The sequence below is a fragment of the Fischerella sp. JS2 genome (genome assembly GCF_032393985.1).
Classification (GTDB): domain Bacteria; phylum Cyanobacteriota; class Cyanobacteriia; order Cyanobacteriales; family Nostocaceae; genus Fischerella.
In genome coordinates this window covers 2,987,907-3,009,608 of sequence record NZ_CP135918.1, presented here as the reverse complement: position 1 = coordinate 3,009,608, position 21,702 = coordinate 2,987,907, and the positions used below count along the sequence as shown (strand labels likewise).

General features: G+C 41.0%; 16 protein-coding genes. 8 read left to right on the top strand and 8 right to left on the bottom strand.

The window, feature by feature from the left end; all coding sequences use genetic code 11:
* Positions 1 to 77: 77 nt before the first annotated feature.
* Complete coding sequence (recG, locus tag RS893_RS12585) at positions 78 to 2,591, bottom strand: ATP-dependent DNA helicase RecG (RefSeq protein WP_315791454.1); 2,514 nt, start codon at positions 2,589 to 2,591, stop codon at positions 78 to 80.
* Between the two features lie 89 nt (positions 2,592 to 2,680).
* Positions 2,681 to 3,598, bottom strand: a complete 918-nt coding sequence (locus RS893_RS12580) for a hypothetical protein (RefSeq protein ID WP_315791453.1) — start codon at positions 3,596 to 3,598, stop codon at positions 2,681 to 2,683.
* A gap of 257 nt (positions 3,599 to 3,855) precedes the next feature.
* Between RS893_RS12580 and RS893_RS12575 the strand changes: the two genes are divergently transcribed.
* Together RS893_RS12575 and RS893_RS12570 are read left to right on the top strand one after the other, a co-directional pair.
* Positions 3,856 to 4,443, top strand: a complete 588-nt coding sequence (locus tag RS893_RS12575) for an RNA polymerase sigma factor (protein WP_315791452.1) — start codon at positions 3,856 to 3,858, stop codon at positions 4,441 to 4,443.
* Positions 4,444 to 4,447: 4 nt separating this feature from the next.
* On the top strand, positions 4,448 to 5,095 hold the full coding sequence (locus RS893_RS12570; protein ID WP_315791451.1) for an LptA/OstA family protein: 648 nt from the start codon (positions 4,448 to 4,450) through the stop codon (positions 5,093 to 5,095).
* 350 nt (positions 5,096 to 5,445) lie between these two features.
* Here the strand turns inward: RS893_RS12570 and tsf are convergent, their stop codons facing one another.
* From tsf to RS893_RS12555, 3 genes are all read right to left on the bottom strand, one after another.
* Positions 5,446 to 6,105 (bottom strand): translation elongation factor Ts, encoded by a 660-nt coding sequence (gene tsf, locus RS893_RS12565; protein ID WP_315791450.1) that lies wholly within the window; start codon positions 6,103 to 6,105, stop codon positions 5,446 to 5,448.
* Positions 6,106 to 6,288: 183 nt separating this feature from the next.
* Entirely contained in the window at positions 6,289 to 7,083 is a 795-nt protein-coding gene (gene rpsB / locus RS893_RS12560; protein ID WP_315791449.1) for a 30S ribosomal protein S2, read from the bottom strand.
* A gap of 223 nt (positions 7,084 to 7,306) precedes the next feature.
* Positions 7,307 to 8,266: a glycosyltransferase family 2 protein gene (locus RS893_RS12555; protein WP_315791448.1), complete on the bottom strand. Its 960-nt coding sequence runs from the start codon at positions 8,264 to 8,266 to the stop codon at positions 7,307 to 7,309.
* Positions 8,267 to 8,727: 461 nt separating this feature from the next.
* Between RS893_RS12555 and RS893_RS12550 the strand changes: the two genes are divergently transcribed.
* Entirely contained in the window at positions 8,728 to 10,092 is a 1,365-nt protein-coding gene (locus RS893_RS12550) for an alkaline phosphatase (protein ID WP_315791447.1), read from the top strand.
* A gap of 656 nt (positions 10,093 to 10,748) precedes the next feature.
* Complete coding sequence (locus RS893_RS12545; RefSeq protein WP_315791446.1) at positions 10,749 to 13,145, top strand: PhoX family phosphatase; 2,397 nt, start codon at positions 10,749 to 10,751, stop codon at positions 13,143 to 13,145.
* A gap of 290 nt (positions 13,146 to 13,435) precedes the next feature.
* Here RS893_RS12545 and RS893_RS12540 read toward each other — a convergent pair whose 3' ends face one another.
* Positions 13,436 to 13,600, bottom strand: coding sequence for a hypothetical protein (locus RS893_RS12540; protein ID WP_009457656.1), 165 nt, complete (start codon positions 13,598 to 13,600; stop codon positions 13,436 to 13,438).
* 1,144 nt (positions 13,601 to 14,744) lie between these two features.
* On the opposite strand from RS893_RS12540, the gene RS893_RS12535 reads away from it, so the two are divergent.
* Together RS893_RS12535 and RS893_RS12530 are read left to right on the top strand one after the other, a co-directional pair.
* Complete coding sequence (locus tag RS893_RS12535) at positions 14,745 to 15,239, top strand: NUDIX hydrolase (RefSeq protein WP_315791445.1); 495 nt, start codon at positions 14,745 to 14,747, stop codon at positions 15,237 to 15,239.
* Between the two features lie 98 nt (positions 15,240 to 15,337).
* Entirely contained in the window at positions 15,338 to 16,156 is an 819-nt protein-coding gene (locus tag RS893_RS12530; protein ID WP_315791444.1) for an alpha/beta hydrolase, read from the top strand.
* 1 nt (position 16,157) lies between these two features.
* Here the strand turns inward: RS893_RS12530 and RS893_RS12525 are convergent, their stop codons facing one another.
* Positions 16,158 to 16,967 carry a pantothenate kinase gene (locus RS893_RS12525; RefSeq protein ID WP_315791443.1) on the bottom strand — a complete coding sequence of 270 codons (810 nt, stop codon included), beginning with the start codon at positions 16,965 to 16,967 and terminating at the stop codon, positions 16,158 to 16,160.
* Between the two features lie 503 nt (positions 16,968 to 17,470).
* On the opposite strand from RS893_RS12525, the gene RS893_RS12520 reads away from it, so the two are divergent.
* Together RS893_RS12520 and RS893_RS12515 are read left to right on the top strand one after the other, a co-directional pair.
* On the top strand, positions 17,471 to 19,189 hold the full coding sequence (locus tag RS893_RS12520) for a diflavin flavoprotein (RefSeq protein WP_315791442.1): 1,719 nt from the start codon (positions 17,471 to 17,473) through the stop codon (positions 19,187 to 19,189).
* Between the two features lie 144 nt (positions 19,190 to 19,333).
* A complete protein-coding gene (locus RS893_RS12515; RefSeq protein ID WP_315791441.1) occupies positions 19,334 to 21,043 on the top strand; it encodes a diflavin flavoprotein in 1,710 nt (569 codons plus the stop codon).
* Positions 21,044 to 21,110: 67 nt separating this feature from the next.
* On the opposite strand, the gene RS893_RS12510 is transcribed toward RS893_RS12515, so the two are convergent.
* Positions 21,111 to 21,647, bottom strand: coding sequence for a phycobiliprotein lyase (locus tag RS893_RS12510; RefSeq protein WP_315791440.1), 537 nt, complete (start codon positions 21,645 to 21,647; stop codon positions 21,111 to 21,113).
* Between the last annotated feature and the right edge of the window lie 55 nt (positions 21,648 to 21,702).

Below are 21,702 nucleotides of genomic sequence, written 5' to 3'. Positions count from 1 at the left end.
GTATGGAGTGTATTTTTTTCTTCCCTTTTTTGACTACGCCTATAGCCAGCGTTTAGTTCCCAATTCCCAATCCATTATTAAGTCAAAATCGCTCCACCCATTAACCTTTCATATCGATACTTTAATTCTTCTTTCATCAAATACCAACGCTCTAAGGTTGCATCTATTTCTATTACTTTTTCCGCAGCTTGCCGTGCTAGCATTAAGACTTCCTCGTCTTCTACTAAACTTGCTAAGGTAAAATCTGGTACACCTGATTGACGAGTTCCAAGTACTTCACCCGGGCCACGAAACCGCATATCCATTTCAGAGATAAAAAAGCCGTCTTGAGACTGCTCCAATACTTTTAGCCGTTGTTGAGCATCGGGACTTCTAGAACTACTCATTAGCAAACAGTAGGATTGCGCTGCACCTCGACCAACACGTCCGCGTAGCTGGTGTAGTTGCGACAAGCCAAAGCGCTCCGCATTTTCTATGAGCATAACTGTAGCATTAGGTACGTCTACACCGACTTCGACAACGGTAGTAGAAACCAAGATTTGAGTTTCATTATCGCGAAATTTATTAATTGCTTCGTCTTTCTCAGCAGAAGTCATGCGACCATGTAGTAACCCGACCTGAAAATCAGGAAACACACTTTCTTTTAACTTTTGATGTTCCTCTGTTGCTGATCGCAAATCTAATTTTTCTGATTCTTCTACTAAGGGTAAAACTACGTAAACCTGCCGCCCTTGTGCGATTTCCCGCCGCATCAAATCATAAGCTTGAGGACGCTGCTGACTGGTTAATACTGTGGTTTGAATTTTTTGCCGCCCTGGTGGCAATTCATCAATTTGACTTACATCCAAATCCCCATGAATTGTTAGCGCCAGTGTCCGAGGAATGGGTGTAGCTGTCATAGTTAGTACATGGGGTTGCTCGCCTTTTTGCTGTAATTTTGCTCGTTGTTCCACCCCAAAACGGTGCTGTTCGTCGATGACTACTAAACCCAAGCGATGAAAGTTGACAGGGTTCTGAATTAAGGCATGAGTTCCTACCAACAGAGGTAATTCTCCTGTTTCTAACTGGGCGTGAATTTGTCGCCGTTTTGCTGTTTTTGTAGAACCTGTCAGTAATTCTACTGGTAAATACAACAAATTAAACCAGCTAACTAGCTTGCGGTAATGTTGTTCTGCTAGTACTTCTGTAGGAGCCATGAGTGCTGCTTGATATCCTGATTGAATTGCAGCTAGGATAGCGACTACTCCAACAATCGTTTTCCCTGAACCAACATCACCTTGTACGAGACGATTCATCGGCACTGGTTTTTGCAAGTCGTTGAGAATATCGTTGATAACTCGTTGCTGGGCATTAGTGAGCTTAAAAGGCAGTATTTCGTAAAATTTATCTAATAATTGACCTCTGGGTGCAAGCACAGCGCTAGTTTGAATTTGCTTGGCTTGGTGCTGACGTTGCAGTAAACCCAGTTGGAGGTAGAAAAATTCATCAAAGACGAGGCGACGACGGGCATGTTGTAAAGTGTCGCTATCTGAGGGGTAATGGATATTAGCGATCGCGTCTTTCAATTCCATTAACCCATATTTTCCTCTTAAACCACTAGGTAGGGGATCTTTTAAATGTGCCGCAGTTGGCAAAGCAGCAATCATCGCCTGTCGCACCAAATCCGCACCCACACTCTCAGTCAGGGCATAAACAGGCACTACCCGCCCAATAGTCAAAGATTCAATCGTATCACCAGGGTTAGCCAAAACTTCTAATTCTGGATCTTCTAGCGTGAGACCGTATTTTGTTCCTTTCACCAACCCACACGCCGCCACAATACTACCAACTGGATAACGACGTTTTAAACTTTCTTGCCAAGCACGACTGGTAAAGCGCGTACCCGCAAAAAAGCGGCTGATTTTGATTTTGCCAGTATTATCCCGCAGTAAAAGTTCTAAAATTGTCAACTTTTGATTCTTTTGGCTGGTACGACAATTGCAACTTTTCACCGTCGCTACTATCGTTACCGGCTCACCCGCTTCTAATTCACTAATACTCACCTGACGCGCATAATCAATATGGTCACGGGGATAGTAAAAAAGCAAATCGCGCACAGTGTATAAACCGAGGCGCGCTAATTTTTCAGCCTTTCGTAATCCAATTTCCGGTAAATCCTTCAATTTTTGATCTAGCTTTGGGGCAAGACTACGACTTACCTCTGCGACAATTTGAGATTTAGGATTAGGTTTTTTAGATTTGGCAGCAGAAGACAAAGAAGTAATGTTTCTTCCTTGTCCCCCTTGTCCTCCCTGTCCCCGTGTCCCCGTCTCCTCTTCCTGCTGTTCCAGTTGATACAGATATTGACTAGTCTCCAATACTAAATTTTTTCTATCTTCAAGTCTCAGATTTGGATAATTGGAAAACTGAGTCGCCAGTTGTTGCCAACGACGGCGTTCATAACTTGGTAAGTCATTCGGAAATTTACCGAAAGTCAAGGTAAAGAACTCACTGAAGCGGTATTGTCTACCCACCAAGTCGGTAAAGCCTTGTTCTTCTTCTATTGCCAGGGCTTTTTGTAATCGTATCCAGTCCGGTTTGTCGATAGTCATTGGTAATTGGTCACTGGTCATTGGTTATTGGGGAAGAGGTCAAGAGTCATTGGTCAAAGGATAAATGACAAAGGACAAATGACAAAAAACTAATCTTCATACCAACTAGCACGCCATGCTACTTCAGCTTCAGCAACTGACCGTTCCCGCAGTTTTTTCTGATACTCTAGTCCTAGTTTATTCAGCTGGGCTAGAATATAGCGAATCTGCTTGCGCTCTGATGAAAGTTTGGTGTCGGAAAACTCAATTTCCACAAGACGCAGGTTAATAGCCATGAGCCGTGTCAAGCTAGACTCTTCTGGTTGTTGCCCATTTTCAATTTCAATCACCAAGCTCATTAGGTTAGGTGGACTTGGTACTATATCCGCAGATGTTTCTGAACCAACCGCCTCTAAAATCGGTTCTGGCAATTTTTGAGGCAAGATTTTGGCTTTTTGTAGAAGGAGATTAGCCTCATGAGAAATTCTTCTGAGGGTATATTGTGTGGCTCTCTCTAAGAATTGTTGCCATTTTGCTAGTTCTATCGGGTTTGCAGAGGAGGGGAAAGTAGGATCAGGAGGTAAAGAGGAGAAATTTGTGTCTTCTTGTTTTTCTTGTTGCTCTTGTTCTTCCTCTGATTCACTTTCTACATCAGTTGCTGCTTGTGCAGAGACAATTTCAGGATCATCTTGATTGCATTCTGGGAGTTTTTCACTTTCCACGTCCTGCGGCTGTAGCTTTGCTTCTTCCCCATTAATTAAAGCTAGCAACTGCTGCGCTGACTTTTTACCTAGTTTGCGGAGTGACTGCTGCAAATTTTGCCGCTGACTCAAGCTTAGTTTGAGAAAGTTTTCGGAATACCCTTGAGTACACAAGTGATAAGCCGCCAGAATCAACTGCTGCTGTACGGCTTGTCCTAAAGTGTTGAGATAACTAGTATAAGCGGTTTGCAGTTCTTTAGCGATCACGGCGATCGCTTCTTCTAAAGCTGCAAGATCCCGCTCAATTCGCTCGATTGGTCTCGCCATATTCTCTACTGATTGCCCATTGCAAACCAAACATAATAGTACAAAAGTACGCTTATATTTTAGGATAGTTGTCCAAAGATTTTAAATTTTAGCTTGATTTTGTTGGTTGTTGGTTATTGATTGTTGGTTGTCTGATATATTGCACTATTTAGGGTCAGACGCGATGCCGTAAGCAAAAACTTTTCGGATCTTGGTTGTTACGAAATGACGTTATTCTACGACATACCTACAGAAGCTTATTTCTGAGGAGCGTATGAATGAATTTTCTCTCACTGTGTCCGTCTCACAGTCAAAGGCTCTTAAATCTCAAAATGGAGTCGGATGAAGAATTGGCTAAGGAAGCGCGACACAGTTCAGAAGCTTTTGCGGAACTCTATCGACGAAATCTCAAAGCTGTCTACCGCTATCATTTTTCACGAGTCGGTAACGTCCATGATGCTCAAGACTTGACTACTCAAACGTTTTTGGCAGCCCAAGAAGCCATAGCTAATTTTCAAGGACGTGGTAAGTTTGCTGCTTGGTTGATGGGAATTGCTTCTCGAAAGACAGCAGATCACTTCCGTCGTCAACGGTCAATCTTGCCACTAGAGGAAGCTGCTCAGATTGAAGACGATTCTATTGCACCAGAAGAATTTGTCGCTCAGCAATTGTCTTTGGAGCAAGTAGCTCAGGCATTGAGCCAACTCACTTCCGACCGAGCAGAAGTGATCGCGCTGCAAATCTTCGGTGGATTAAGTATGGCTGAAGCAGCCCAAGTGATGGGCAAAAGCGAGGCTGCTGTCAAAATGCTGGTTTGTCGCGCCCTCAAAGATCTTCGCAAATACCTAAAAACAACCTGTGAATAAGCTTATGAATCCTAAACACAATCAACAGAATTACCTTTCTCAGTTAGATGCTGACTTCCTCTGCCAGTTAACTGATTTGGCAGAAAAGATCGAACCAGATCAGACCTTCAAGGCTCACTTGGAAGCTGAACTACTGCAAACTCACCCATCCAACTCACATCAAAAAGCACACAAAGGGTATAATCACAAAAATTCAGTATTTCTACTATTTATATTTAATCGTCTTATATTTAATCGTCGTGCCTCTCTAGTTGCTTGTGCCTTTGTTGCGATCGCGGCAGTTTTCGCTGTTCCTATTATCACATCAGGACGTACGTCTAGATGGCTTGCAGCACTTGTTAACCCAACAGTTGATCTAAAAGCAAACGCGCAAACAATTGCCCAATTAATGGAAACAGGACAAATCACCGTAACCGCAGATGCTCAGCAATATGATGAAACTACCCAAGAAGTCAGGGCAATTGGCAATGCTGCTTTCGTATATCCAGAAGCTCAAATTCAAGGCAATGCTGATGAAATTCGATATGTCCCAACAGCACGACAAGTAACTCTGCTTGGTAATGTTCAAATTTCACAAAAAGGAGAAAATTTACAAGGGACACGAGCAACTTGCTCACTTGAACAGAAGCGATGCACTTTAACTCAAAATTAATAAATTTTGTCTGCAATCACCAACTTTCTTAGGATAATACCTGGAACTCCTGAGAGATTTACCTTGTCCATAATCGACGCGGACTCTGTCCAAGAATACCCACAAGCAACTTACAAACACCACCCTACAGATGACCTAAAGCAGCCCAAAAAATGCTTTAATGGAAGTAAAGAATCGCAAGCGACAGCAAACATTTTTAACACTTCGACTTTAGTAAATTACAACAAAAAATAGGTCAACTATACTTAAGTTGACCTGTCCTAAAATTATATTTAATTGTTGGTAGTTAGCTGTTGATGGTCACTAGCCTATCAAACCATTAACAAACAACAACCAACCAACAACTAAAATCACTTGTTACCCATCTGAGCAGCTACTTCATCTGCAAAGCTGGTTTCTTGCTTTTCAATTCCTTCACCCAGAACAAAGCGAACGAAACGACGCACTTGGATATTTTCACCAATTTGAGCGATCGCTTGTTTCACTAGTTCTTCTACTGTGATGCTTTGATCACGGATGTAAGGCTGATCCATCAAAGTCATTTCTTTCAGCCGCTTATCAATGCGTCCCTGAACAATTTTTTCTTTAACGTTATCAGGCTTGTTGGAAATGTCATCGCGTCCCATTTCAATATCTTTTTCCTTTTGGACGATATCAGCTGGGATGTCTGACACTTTCACATACTCTACGTTTGGACAAGCCGCAATTTGCATGGCAATGTTCCGCACGAGGGTTTGAAATTCTTCGCGACGAGCAACAAAGTCAGTCTCACAGTTAACTTCAACAAGTACACCGACTCTACCACCAGTGTGGATATAGCTGCCTACGAGTCCTTCCGCCGCCACCCGATCAGCTTTGGCTCCGGCTTTGGCAATACCCTTCTTACGTAGCCATTCTTCGGCTTTTGCCAAATCACCATCATTTTCTTTTAGCGCTTTTTTGCAGTCCATCATGCCGGCGCCCGTTTTTTGGCGTAGCTCTTGGACGAGTTTTGCAGATATTTCCGCCATTTTGCCTCAATTCCTACTTAGACTGACAATTTTAATTGCTCTGGGGTTTTGAGTATTTTTATCTTACTGATGAAGGATGAAGTATCAAGTGTGTAAACGCCCTTTAGGCGGCTTCTTGAAGGGTAAGATGAAGTATTAATTGTTTACCCTTCTGCCTTCTGCCTTCTGCCTTCTACCTTCTATTTATTCTTCCTCTTCATCGTCGGGAATGAACGAGTCAGCAAAATCGCTTTCTTCGTAATCGTATTCTTCCTCAGCGCCCTCGTAGTCTTCGTATTCTTCTTCTACATCCAACTGACCGTGACGGCCTTCATAAATTGCGTCCGCCAACTTACCAACAATCAGCTTAATTGAGCGGATGGCGTCATCATTGGCTGGGATGGGAATATCTACTACATCTGGATCGCAGTTTGTGTCCAACATAGACACAATGGGAATTCCGAGTTTAATGCATTCTTGCACTGCGTTGTATTCCCGGCGTTGGTCTACAATTACCACGACATCGGGGACTTTCCGCATTGTTTTAATGCCGCCCAAATATTTCTGAAGCTTCGCTAACTCGCGGCGTAGCATTGAGGCTTCTTTCTTTGGCAATAAATCAAGAGCGCCGCTTTCTTCCCGACGTTCCAAATCTTTGAGACGATCTACCCGCGTTTTAATCGTCGACCAGTTAGTGAGCATCCCGCCCAACCAACGCTGGTTAATGTAGTGAGCGCCACAACGGGAAGCTTCTTGAGCAATAATACCTGCTGCTTGTCGCTTAGTGCCAACAAAGAGGAACTTTTTGCCCTGCTCTGCTTGCGATCGCATATAAGTATATGCTTCTTCCATTAACTGGGCTGTTTGCACCAAGTCAATGATGTGTACTCCGTTGCGGGCAGTGTAGATATATTGAGACATCTTTGGGTTCCATCTGCGGGTCTGATGACCGAAATGAACCCCTGACTCCATCATTTGAGCCAAAGAAACTACTGGCATGTTTTTACTCCGATTCGGGTTAAACCTCCACCCAGGTGTATTTCCTTATGGGAAACACCCGAACTCCTGGATGTGCGGAATTTAAAGAACCATACTAGGGTAGCATATTTTGGAAAAGCTGATAGGGGATCGGAGATTGAGGATTGGGAAGAGACTTGTTAAACAATTCTCCCGTGTCTCCCTTGTCTGCCAATTCCCGTTCCCCGTTGCCCCTAATCCCCGCTCACCTCACTTCCGCATACGCTTCATATACACCCTTGACGTTATACCAATTGAGGAAAATTCGGGCAATTTCTAAAGCCAATTGGGGTTTACCTCTATTAATCAGCCATTGCAAAACAGGAGCCATTGTATGCTCATTCAATGTGCCATTTAATGAAAGCATCCCCCACAATAAGCGATGTAACCAAGTCATCTGAATCATCATTCGCACTTCCCAAGTAGGGTGTTTTTGATAAAATAAAACCCCCATCCTGCCACGCTGAATTTCTTTATCAATCAAACTCTTAACTTGGTCTAAGCTAAAGGGTGGATGCCAATGGTAGCCTACTGCTTGTGGACATTTAATTAGTGTTAAACCTAGTTTTTTCAGCCTCACGCCTAATTCTAAATCTTCCCAGCCATAAAGTTGAAAACGAGTATCAAATAATCCCGCTTTCTCTAACCAATGTTTAGGAATTGCCACATTACCTGTAGCAAAAAAAGCGGCAGAAAAATCTGTGAATTTGTATGGTTCAGAGGTAGGATGCTCAAAATTACAAGTGTTAATGACTGTGCCATAGGTGAAAAAGCGATCACTTCCCAATTTTTCCCATCCCTGCACTAGCGCATCTACATGAGCTTGTAGAAAATTTTCTATTACTACTAAATCACTATCTATAAAGATAATAATGTCTCCCTGCGCTTTCTCTACACCGAGATTCCGCGCCACAGCAGGGCCTTGATGATCTTGCTGAAAGGTTCGCACATGGGGAAAGTCGGTTTTGTTGGTTTCCAACCATTCTAATGTGCCGTCAGTAGAACCATCATCTACTAAGATAATTTCATAACCAGTGATTGAACTAGATGCACTCAATTGCTGTGTCTCTAATGCCCTAAGACACTTTTCCAAGATCGCCTTACGATTGTATGTCGGAATAACAACGCTCAAAAACACAGTATCACTCACCACACTATTAACCATCTTTTAAGATAGGACAACTCAGACACAAACACTGTTCCTAAATTATCTTAAAGAGACTAAAGGCAAAATTTTTAATCTAGTGCCTTATAGAGGCTTGATAGTAAATACTTAATAAATTGATTTAATTAACCTGAAGATAAACTAATTTTAATATTGGTTATTTAAAGTTTTAATTGTTAGATTTTCTACTCCTTTCTTCTGAACTCAAACAAAAACCATTTTTATTACATATATAAAATATCAAGACAAAAAAGCTGTAATATTGTTCAGCTTATATTTATCAATTATTAAAGCTTTTTTGTTAATAGTCTCATGAAAAAAATTAAATATCTTAAGTTGTAATCTAGGCATAATCAAAATGTATTTCTAGTATTTTTTTGCTGAAAATCGTAATTTTTTACAAATAGCCTCAAGTTAAAAGTTTCAGGCAATCTCTGAATATTACATAAGGTAAACGTAATATGTTCTCGCTCAAACAACGTACATTTTTTGCTATCACCACAGTTGCTGCGATAGTTCTTGCTGTAGTAACAGCAAGCAATAGCAATGCAGACGATTATCCTCGATCAATCAGAAGGTCTGTTTTTGGTGGTCGCGCCAAGAATGTCATTTTATTCATCGGCGATGGTATGGGAGATTCAGAAATCACCATTGCCCGTAACTACTCTGTCGGAGCTGCTGGTCGTCTTGCACTTGACACCTTGCCATTAACAGGAGCATACACTACATACGCACTGCAAGAAAGCAACCCAAAGCTACCTGACTACGTTACTGACTCAGCAGCATCAGGAACAGGTTGGGCAACAGGAAATAAGACTTCAAATGGTCGAATTTCGACTACAGCTGGTACAGACCAAGATTTAAAAACAATTCTGGAAATTGCTAAGGAAAAAGGCTTCCGAACAGGCAATGTTAGTACCGCTGAACTGACTGACGCTACACCAGCAGTGCTAATGTCTCATGTAAATGACCGCAGTTGCCAAGGTCCACAAGACATGGCTAAGTGTCCGCAAGACAAGAAATCAGCAGGAGGATCTGGTTCAATAGCTGAGCAATCAATTGATCACAATGTTGATGTCTTACTAGGCGGTGGTAAACAGCGATTTGATCAAATAATTGATGGCGGTCAGTTTACGGGTAAGACTGTTATTCAGGCAGCACAAGCTCAAGGTTATGATATTGTGACCAGTGCTGCCCAGTTGCAGTCAGCACAGCCTGGAACAAAGTTACTTGGTCTATTTAGCTCTGGCAATATGAGTCTTGAATGGGGTGGTGAACCAGCAATTCCTTATCCAGGTAGCGGACCGCAGCGTTGTCAAGAAAACCTCCGACCAGCAGATCAGCCTAGCCTAGCTGATATGACGACAAAGGCAATTAGTTTGCTCGAACAGCAGTCTAGAGGTAGAACTGGATTTTTCCTACAAGTTGAAGGAGCTTCGATTGATAAGCGCGATCACGCTGGTAATCCATGTGAACAAATTGGCGAGACTGTCGCATTTGATCAAGCTGTGAAAGCAGGGCTTGAGTATGCCAAGCAGCATCCAGACACACTAGTAGTTGTGACAGCAGATCACGGACACACTAGTCAAATTATTCCTCAACCAACTGAAACAGATCATAGTCCTGGCGAATTTAGTACGCTCATTACTGCTGATGATGCAGAAATGACTGTTAATTATGCGACAAATCTTCCTACACGTTCGCAGGAACACACTGGTACTCAAGTACGGATTGCTGCACAGGGACCACAAGCAGCAAATGTTGTTGGTGTAATTGATCAGACCGATTTATTTCATATCATTGCCCGCGCTATCGGTGCAGAGTAGTCGAGACAATGCTTGTAATTAAGCCTAATTGTCTATCTTAACTGGAGAAATGATAGGAACCTTACACTTGATTTTTCGTAAGGTTCCTAGTTTAAGCAGAAGTTTCATAACTTTAAATCGATTTAAATTTCTGTCAATCAATAGCTAATAAGTTAGCTCTTATTCTATAAAGGTATATCAATCTTATATTTCCTATTTAAAATTAAATAGGAAATATAAGCAATATTTAAATTTTTACTTAACCTATCAATAACCTAATTTTAATCATTTTAAATTACTTTAATTAACCTAGATATAATCTATTTTTAATATTTTCTATTTAGATTTAGATTGTTATCTTTTTCATCTGTATTCCCGTATATAAGCAAAAATCACAAACTTTGGCGACATTTCTACAAAAAATATAAATGTTATTTATCAAGTAATTTCAAGCTAATAAATATTATTGATGTTTTTGAAATCAAAAACTCAATTGCCAAATCCATTTTTTTTATTTCATAGCTTCATTTCCAAAGGGTTTTACTTAATAGCCTTATTAACCACGAGATGAAATAAGAATCATTTTCGAGATTCTAGAGCAAGTCTCTATTAAGAACGCCTTGCTTTTCATCCACTAAAAAGTTGATGAAATTGACGATACAAGAGAGGAGAAATTAATGTCTAAATTAAGTCGGAGAAAAGTTTTAGTATTTTTTGCTGGTAGTGCTGGTGCTGCTGTGCTAGGAGACAAAATTATAGATAGTATTTCCAGTATTGCAGAAGCAAGAATTGTACCTTTAAGATTTACACCTGTACGTCTACCCCATCCTTTACCGATTTATCAAGAATTAGATAACTATTTACCAACAGGAATTGAAAAGGGAGAAGTACGCAAGGCATCTGGAGATGCTAAGTTAAGTAGCTACACAGTTATTGATGATGTGGTAGTTCCACCAGAGTATGATCGCTACGTAATAGTTCGTTGGGGCGATCGCCTATTTCCCAATGACGATGATTATGTAGGTTACAACTGCGACCACACCAGTTTTATCTCGATTGACAGAGACTTAAATCCAGAACCCAGTATCAATAAGAATGATGGTTACTTATTCATCAATCACGAATACGTTAGTTACCCTATCTCTGAATTAGTACCAGAAATTCCATCTGATCTCAAAGGACAAGGATTTCCCACTACCTTCGCCTCAGTGATAGGTTGGTCATTACCCAGCGAAAGAAACGTTGAACTAGACGGAGAATTTCTATATAACCTGGGTGCATCTATTATCCGTATCTCTCGCCGTAACCGTTCTAACCGTAGCGATAAATTCCAGGTTGTCAAAGACCCCAATAATCGTCGCATTCATGGTCTTTCGGGATTAGGAATTAACAGTCAACGGACTGATGATTATAAAAGCGTTACTGCTTGGGGAAGTCGTCCTCACCAGCAAGGTGATCAAAACTATTTAATCGCTACAGGCCCAGCTGCAACCGAAGTTTTCACCATCAGCGCCGACGGATTAGGTAACAGAATTATTGGTACTGCCTACAATTGTTCTGGTGGTACAACTCCTTGGGGAACTGTATTAACTGCTGAAGAAAACTTCCAAGGAAGTGCAGAATTTTTTGTTGGTGTAACCGAATCAGTCAAACCTAATGGCACTCAAACAGGCTACACCGATGGTACTACTGGCAAGACCTTTGGTTTAGTAGGGGAAAAGTACGGCTGGATGGTAGAAATTGATCCCGCCGACGCCAACTTCCGCCCCCGGAAACATAGTTGGTTGGGTCGTTTCCGTCATGAAAATATTGCTGTCCGCGCGGAAGCAGGTAAGAAATTAGTCGGTTATATGGGTGATGACAGACGAGGGGGACACACCTGGAAATTTGTCAGCACAGGTACTGTATCTAACCCAACTGATAAAAACAACAGTAAATTGTGGGAAAGCGGTATTTTATATGTTGCCCGTTATAATCCAGATGGCACAGGTAAGTGGATACCGTTGCTTATAGATACTCCTACTGATCCCATAGCACCCAGCGTGATTTCTTCTGTAGAATTTGCTGCTTTAGGTTCAGCACAAAGAAATGGTCTGATCAAACTACCAAAACGCAATGGTATTGCTGGACAAACGAGTGATGGTGGTGCATTTAATTGCGATCGTACTAACGAATCAACAGCATTACCTGATTATCAGGGTAAAAAGTTATCTGACTTCTATGCAAATCAAGGTGCTATTCTCTGTGATGCTTTCCTTGCAGCAAACCTGATTGGTGGAACTCCAACAGCACGTCCAGAAGATTTAGAAGTTCATCCACTCACCAAAGAAGTATTTATTGCCTATACCGATGGTGCGCCAGGAAGTGATGGTTATCCTGATTCACGCATTTTCCAAGTTGCTAAGTTAAGCACAGATCCAGATGCAACTCAGCAATCAGGAGGACTTTATAAAATAATTGAAGATAGCACTGACGGTACAGGTCTTACCTTCCGGTGGGAGAAATTTAAACAAGGTGGGGAAGCTGGTTCAGAAACCGGGGCTGGTTTTGCTAATGTAGATAACTTAATCTTTGACTATCGTGGCAATGTTTGGGGTGTGACAGATATGTCCACCGATACCCACAATGGCTTTACTATAGGTGCTACTGGTACTCCAAACACTATCGACCATACAGCTAGTGGAAATGTTTCCACTTTTACAGGTGTTTTCGGTAACAACTGGCTTTTCTTTATTCCTACTGTTGGTCCCAATGCAGGAACAGTAATACCCTTTGCTCAAGGACCAGTACGTTGCGAGATGACCGGCCCAACTTTTGTCGGAGATACACTGATTATTTCGGTACAACATCCTGGTGAAAATTGCCCAATTAACGATGGCACAATATTGAGTCGTACAATTGAAATACTGGATTTGGATGGAAAAACATTCAATCAGACTCGTACAGTGCCTCGTGGTAGCAGCTGGCCTAGCAACATCTCTACAGAAGATGGTGGTAAAGATAATCCTACAGGGACTCCAATTCCATCTGTAATTGGTATCTACCGCAAAGAAGGTAAAGGTAGATTTATCTAACAACCTATGTGATCACTATTAACGGATTGACCAAATTTTCATTGCGCTAACAAGCCATCACTACCGTAGAGATGTTACATAAAATCTCTCTACGGTATTTTCATTATTTTTGTTACTTGTTTAGTGGTTAGAAACTATTGAACAGTAAGCAATAGAACATGAGCTGACAACAAATGCTATTTGTTGTCAGTTCAGGTCAAAATAAAGTGAGTTCAACAAACCCTAACTCCAACTCCTTTTTTAGTAGGGAAGGGTCAAAAAATCTTTCTTTGTGTCGAACTCACGCCAGATTATTCAGCATCAATTGCTGCTGCTCCCTCATCTTCTTCACTCTTTGGTGGTCTTTGTTGGAACCTTCTCTGCATCCGTCCTGTGGTAGTCCGTTTACGAAACTTTCGGGCATACGCCTGGTTCCGTAGCGCCTTTTCTTTTTTCGGATTGCGGCGCTTAGCCATGTTCACCTCATGAATAAACAACAAAAAGCCTTACTTAGGCGATATCTAGGCAATTTTAGCTAGGATTATCTTTAATTTTAGTTTGAGCCTAGTTTAGCTTTGATATTCCTGCGGCAAAAAGCAACAGGATTATTTAAAAGACAGGCTAAACCTGTGAAATCGCTACATAAAACCCACTTAAATCTATAATTATGAGACTGTAGCAGGTTTTATTTCCTGCTTCTACCAAGAGTACTGACATAGCAGTTTCTACAACAGGTAGACCCACAAGGGCATACTGCTTTATCTTCTTGTCCACAGGCGTAAATTTGGGAGCCACTGCATTCGGAGGTTGCCCTCGTTATAGCATGTGGTGTGATTCATACTCCCTATTTGCTCTTATAAGGTTTGAGCTTACCTTATTTTGTCTGAATCTAAATCAGCTTTACGCTTTATCTGGATGCTTTTATTGCCTAGTTTTACTAGGTTTGTCATGCACCAGATTGTTAAACAGCAATCTATCGTAACGCATCTTATATAATTGTGTCAACTAAAATTTAGATTCCTATTTAATAACTCTGTCTTTAGTTAGACGTATTGATGAGAGTAGATGATAAAATGAAACGCGAATTCGCGAATTAACATGAGTTTAAAATTAAAAATGAGCAAAAATAATTAAGTCAACAATATGACTGACCTTAATTTGGGAATATATGTAATGTAATTTGCATTTATAAAATCTAAATGACTAATACTTCTGTTGAAAAACTATTATTTCTATAACTTAAAATATAAAGTCATATTGGAATATTTAAAAAATAAAAATTATAAATTCAATTGGAAAAATATTTAAAAATTTCATTTAAGAAAACTTGGGATTTTGTATATAAGTTTGAGAGGCTTTTTATAGACTAAATAGCTATTTAACTTCGTTTATAGCCAGTATATATCTTGCTTAGGGAAGTTTAATTATGTATACTTAAAATTCACAATAATTATTGCAAGTAGATGTTAGAATTTACATTGTTCTAAGCTAATCATTAGCATTAACCCAAAATCATAAGTTTTCTTGTATGATAACGAACATACTCAACAAAATTGTTGAGTGAATATGATTAGTGGGTAATTTCTAAAGTACAATATACAATTTACTAAAATTTGCAGATTGAACGTTTTGGCTTTTTTTACTGTGGCAATCCAGTCCACACGTAGCTTATGGCGCTTTGGACAAACTGTACTGGGGATTATTTTCCGTCATCCGATCCCTGGTACAAGCATTATTCCAATTTTACCTGATGGTCAAATAGTCCTTATTCGGAGGCGAGATAATGGTCGCTGGGCATTACCAGGGGGTATGGTGGACTGGGGAGAAGACATACCGAATGCAGTTCGCCGAGAACTGATGGAAGAAACAGGATTGGAGTTAGTCAGGATTCGGCGTTTAGTAGGAGTTTATTCTGCCCCAGATCGTGATCCAAGAATCCATTCAATATGTATTGTAGTAGAAGCAGATGTGAAAGGAAAAATGGAGATTCAAGACACATTAGAAGTAATGGAAATCCAGGCTTTTCCTCTCAATTCTTTACCCCAAGAGTGTATGTCTCATGACCATAATCGCCAACTAGAAGATTACTTAAACGGTCTGACAACACTAGCATAATTTTTAATGGTTGATAGTTGGTAGTTGATTGTTGGTAGTTTCTTCAAACAACAAACAACAAACAATATTCATTAAATAACTTAGTTACTAAATTAAAAATGAATAACTTATTTCGTAACTCTCGAAGAAAGCTTTCTCAAGGGTTATTGTTCTGGCGTGAAATTGGAAATGGAATACCTGTAGTTTTCTTGCATGGTGCTTGGAATGATAGTAGTGAATGGGTAGCTGTAATGGAGTCGCTTTCATCAAATTTCCATTGTTTTGCACCAGATTTATTTGGTTTTGGTGAGTCTGATTATCCAAATATTCACTACTCAATAGATTTGCAAGTTGAATGTCTTGCTGAGTTCTTACAAGCTTTGAAATTAGAAAGGATATATTTAGTGGGGCATTCCCTTGGTGCTTGGATTGCTGCGAGTTATGCTTTAAAGTATCCAGAACAAGTATATGGATTAGTACTACTAGCACCAGAGGGTGTAGAGACTGAGGAATTAGACAAAAATTGGAAAAAAATACAGAGTTTGATGAAACGTCCCTTGTGGATATTTAAAATGTTAAGGATACTTAGTCCCTTGACTAAAATATTAGGCTTAGATACCCAAATTGAACAGGATTGGCAACAAAGAAAAATTATGTTGCAATATCCGACGGCTAGTGATTTATTATTCTTACGCCAATTACCAGAAATTCGTGCCGAATTACTACAAGAAAAATTAGATTTTTTAACAACTCCTGTTTTGATTTTACAGGGTGGCAAAGATACACCTGATGCATTAGCCAAGAGTAATAAATACGCGAGTTTGATTCCACAAGCCAACTTAAAAATAATTACCCATGTAGGAAATAATTTACCGGAGATGTGTGCAGCAATTGTGGCTGGAGAAACTCGGGATTTTATTGAGACCAATGAATTATGAATTATGAATAATGAAAATTTTGATCATTGTGAATTCTTTCCATTCCCCAAAACATCAAATTCGGTTCCACAATCAAACGCATTGCAATCTCAGGAAATAGGGAGTGAAGATATTTAGTTAATAAAGTGCGATCGCCACCAGTAATGACAATCTTACCTTGGGGAAATGATTGCCACCATGCTTCCACAAAATCTTTAATTCCTGCCAACAAAGTATATATCACCCCACTTTGGATTGCTTCTTGAGTATTGACAGCAAAACGTTGCGGTAAATCTAGGGGTAATTCTACATCTGGTAATTGTCCTGTATTTTCGGCAAGAGTTGCTATCTGTAAACCTAATCCTGGCAGAATTGCACCCCCAAAAAAATTTTGGTTAGCGTCAGCACCACTAAAGGTGAGTGATGTACCTGCATCTATTACTAAGATGGGAAAACCCCAAGCATTACCCGCACCCCACAAAGCCAAAGCCCGGTCAATTCCTAAGGTAGGATACATACCTTGGAGAGGTATTTCTTCTAAGGTAATAACACGTACATTGGGGTAAGTTAACCATAAGGCTGTTTGACTAGGAACCACTGAGGCAAGGAGGAGGGGGAGAGATGGGGTAGTGGGGGGAATGTGGGTAGTGTGGGGAGTAGGGGGAAGACTTGAGGAAAGGATTTCTTGTGCCTCGGGCAGTGTTTGACATTTAGATAATTGATATACGAATGATTTAGGAAGGCGTTGTGTATCGTAGGTGTGGCAAAGGGTTTTGCCGTTAAACAAGCCCCAGTGCAAGTGGGAATTGCCAATTATAAGAGCTAACCACATTTTTAATATATTTTTAATATGTCGACGCAGTCAATTTCTAAAGATTAAAAAACAATATTAATACTATCGTTGTTATTAGATTAAAGGTTGAATTTTCCTAGAGACATGCTATAAGACTACAGTTATACATTTCTTCTACCTAAGGATATTCAACTAAGTGGCGGGTAGTTAAGTAATTAGATAAAAAGGAATAGGCAATAGGGAATAGGGAATAGAGAAATAATTATGTGTAATAAATTTATATCTAAGTGGTAAAACGAGATTGTCTCAACCATTTTCAATGGACAGAACTCATAATTTTAATACTGCGATGGTAATTTCCCCCTACACCCCACACTTTTATACCCAGTTCCAAACTCCTGATGCTCTTAAATTTTTTGGTAGAGATTTATACTTTTAGTTTATTTAACCAAATATATAAAAAAATTAATAAATATTTACAATAACTCCGTGTCAAAATATAACATAGAGGAAAAAATACTCATTTGCTATGGAGGGTAGTTATGGTAGCGCTCACCGAAAACCCCAAGAAAAGACTAACTGTACAGGTGGTCGATATCGCTGAACAAACAACCACCATTCGTTCTCTGGACTGGGATCGCGATCGCTTCGATATTGAATTTGGTTTACAAAACGGTACTACCTATAACTCGTTTATCATACGCGGTGAGCAGACTGCTTTAGTCGATACCTCTCACGAAAAGTTTCGCCAGTTATATTTAGATACCCTTAAAAATCAAATTAATCCAGCAGACATTGACTATTTAATTATCAGTCATACCGAACCAGACCACAGTGGTTTAGTTAAAGATGTCTTGCAACTTGCCCCGGATGTTACCGTTGTAGGTTCCAAGGTGGCAATTCAATTTTTGGAAGACTTGGTACATCAACCCTTCAAGCGGCGGATTGTGAAAAATGGCGATCGCTTAGATTTAGGTAATGGGCATGAGTTAGAATTTGTCATCGCACCAAACTTACACTGGCCAGACACTATCTTTACCTACGACCATAAAACCCAAATTCTGTTTACTTGTGATGCTTTTGGGTTGCATTATTGCTCAGACGACACTTTTGACGAAGATTTAGAAGCCATATCTCCAGATTTTGAATTCTACTATGAATGCTTGATGGCTCCTAATGCCCGGTCGGTGCTGTCTGCACTCAAGCGCATGGGTGAACTAGAAAAAATCGGTATGATTGCCACAGGTCACGGCCCGCTACTTTATCACAACGTTGAAGAACTGACCGGACGCTACCGCAGTTGGAGTCAATCTCAAACTAAGGCAGAAACTACAGTTGGAGTATTTTACGTTTCCGGTTATGGTTGGGGCGATCGCTTAGCCCAAGCTGTTAGCAATGGTATTACCAAAACAGGCGTAGCGGTGGAATTAGTAGACCTCAAAACCGCAGACTTGCAAGAACTTCGGGAAATAGTTGGTCGTTGTGCAGGGATTGTTGTTGGCACACCACCAGTATCCAACCCAGCCGCACAAACTGCCCTTAGCACTGTTTTAGGTTCGGCTAAAGAAAAACAAGCTGTGGGGATTTTTGAATCTAATGGTGGTGATGATGAACCAATTTATCCCTTAATGAATAAATTCCGGGATTTGGGTTTAACACTAGCCTTCCGGGCCATTCAAATTCGAGAAACACCCACAGAAAATACTTACAAGCTTTTAGAAGAAGCGGGAACAGACTTAGGACAATGGGTAACACGCGATAAAAGCATCAAACAGATGAAATCTCTGGATGCTGACGTGGATAAGGCCTTAGGTAGAATTAGCGGTGGGTTGTATATCATTACTGCCCAAAAAGGTGATGTTAAAAGTGCCATGCTTGCCTCTTGGGTTAGTCAGGCTAGCTTTAAACCCTTGGGAATATCAATTGCGGTGGCAAAAGATCGGGCGATCGAATCACTCATGCAAGTGGGCGATAAATTTGTGTTGAACGTCCTAGAAGAGGGCAATTACCAAAGCTTAATGAAACATTTCCTCAAACGCTTTGCCCCTGGTGCAGATCGTTTTGAAGGAGTTAGAACCCAGAGTGCCCAAAATGGTGCGCCTATCCTCACCGATGCTTTGGCATACATGGAGTGCGAAGTTACCAGTAGGATGGACTGCGGCGATCACTGGATTGTCTACAGTACAGTTGATACCGGACGGGTGAGTAAGCCAGATGCCTTAACTGCCGTGCATCATCGTAAGGTAGGTAATCATTATTAGGGTATGAGGAGTGTGAGGGGTATGAGAAGAAAAGGCATTATATATCTTCTTTACTCCTCACACTCCCCACACTCCCCCTACTCCACCCTGCGGGAAGTCGCTTGCGCGTCTACACACTCCCCCCACTCCCCCCACTCCAAAACTATGACATCCACAAAACCCCGTGACGTTCAAATTCTCCCCATTGCAACAGATACAACAATATTGCGATCGCGCAGTTGGACTCGTCTGAGATTTGAAATTGAATACGCCCTTGCCAAGGGTACAACTGCAAATTCCTATTTGATTCAAGGCAATAAAATCGCCTTGATTGATCCACCAGGAGAAACTTTTACGAAAATTTACTTAGATGCACTTCAAAAACGGTTTGATTTAAAACAAATTGATTATGTGATTCTCGGTCACGTCAATCCCAACCGTGCCGCGACTTTAAAAGTTTTACTGGAACATGCGCCGCAGTTAACTTTTGTTTGTTCTAATCCAGGAGCAATCAATTTGCGGGGGGCATTGGAAAATCCAGATTTACCTATTTTGGTGAAACGTGGAGAAGAAACCCTCGATTTAGGCCAAGGTCATCACCTGCAATTTATTCCCACACCTAATCCCCGCTACCCCGATCAACTCTGCACCTACGACCCACAAACAGAAATTTTATACACAGATAAGCTCTTTGGAGCGCATATCTGCGGCGATCAGGTATTTGATGAAGGCTGGCAAACTTTTCTCGAAGACAGACGCTATTACTTTGAGTGTCTAATGGCTCCTCATGCCCGTCAAATCGAAACTTCATTGGAAAAACTTGCTGATTTGCAAGTGAGGATGTACGCCCCGAATCACGGGCCATTGGTGCGTTATGGCTTAATTGATTTAACAAAAGCCTATCGGGAGTGGAGTCAGCAGCAGACATCTCAAGATACTACCGTGGCATTAATTTATGCCTCAGCTTACGGAAATACCGCAACCTTAGCTCAAGCGATCGCTCACGGTATTACTAAAGCAGGTGTCAGCGTTGAATCCATTAACTGCGAAGTAGCCGAACCTAGCGAAATTCAAGCTGCTGTCGAGAAAGCAGCAGGATTTATCATTGGTTCCCCTACTCTTGGTGGACATGCACCGACGCCAGTCCAAACTGCTTTGGGTATAGTACTTTCCACTGCTGCCAAAAACAAACTCGCGGGTGTTTTTGGTTCCTACGGTTGGAGTGGCGAAGCCATTGATTTAATTGAAGGCAAACTCAAAGATGCTGGTTATCAATTTGGCTTTGAACCTATCCGAGTAAAATTCAAACCTAACGATGTCACTTTGCAAACTTGTGAAGAAGCCGGAACAGACTTCGCCCAAGCACTGAAAAAAGCTAAAAAAGTCCGTACTCCTAGCCAACCCGCCAGCAATGTCGAACAAGCTGTAGGGCGGATTATTGGTTCTTTGTGTGTGATTACAGCGAAGCGAGAAGATGTATCTAGTGCAATGTTAGCTTCTTGGGTATCTCAGGCCAGCTTTAATCCTCCTGGTTTCACTGTCGCTGTTGCCAAAGATCGGGCAATTGAACCGTTGACGCACTCAGGTAATCAATTTGTTCTCAATATCCTTAAAGAAGGGAACCACATAAGCTTAATGAAGCACTTCTTGAAACCCTTTGGCCCAGCACAAGATCGTTTTACTGGTGTTGCTACCACAGAAGCCAAGAACGGTAATCCTATCCTGACTGATGCGTTGGCTTACTTGGAATGTACTGTGCAAACTCGAATGGAAGCAGGTGATCACTGGCTAGTGTACGCAACTATAGATAATGGCAAAGTACTTAGTGATGGTGTTACTGCTGTGCATCATCGCAAGTCAGGGAATCATTATTAAGAAAGCAGAAGGCAGAAGGGAAGGGGTGGAAACTATAACCTTATTTCTGCTCATCTCTAGCTACTGACTAAATCCGCTTTTCCAAATATTGACCAATCATCAACTGCTCACCTGCACGGGAAATTATAGATTGGCGTGTGCGGTATTTGCTGCCGACTAGCTTTAATTCTTCTTCAAATACTGAATTATTGTATTCAGTTCGCAGACATAGTGTTGTGGGGTTGGGGAAGTAATACTGGGCTGTCACTGGTTTAGCTGTGGCAAAACCGCGATCGCGATATAGTGTGTTTCCTAAAGCCCCAAATAAGGTTGTGCCCTTTGATTCCTTCTTGTTTGAAATCGAATTAGTGCTTTCCCAAATGACTTCAGCACCACAGGTTAAACTCGCTGTATTAGGCAAGCCGTGCATTTGAGCAAGTTTACGTAATTTTTCGCATCCTTGCTCCAAAAAATTGATAGTAATTACACTTACCATTTCTTTGGTTTCTCCCTCTGGGAGAGTGTAATAGCGACGTTCCGAGCGCCATTGACCTACAGATGCTTGAAAAAATTCAGCAAGCAGAGATTCGTCGCTTGTTTGTAAAATTTGTAGTGGTAATATCATTGGTAGTCTTCCTCGTGTCAAGTTAATTTAAGTTGTTCATATAAGGACATACACA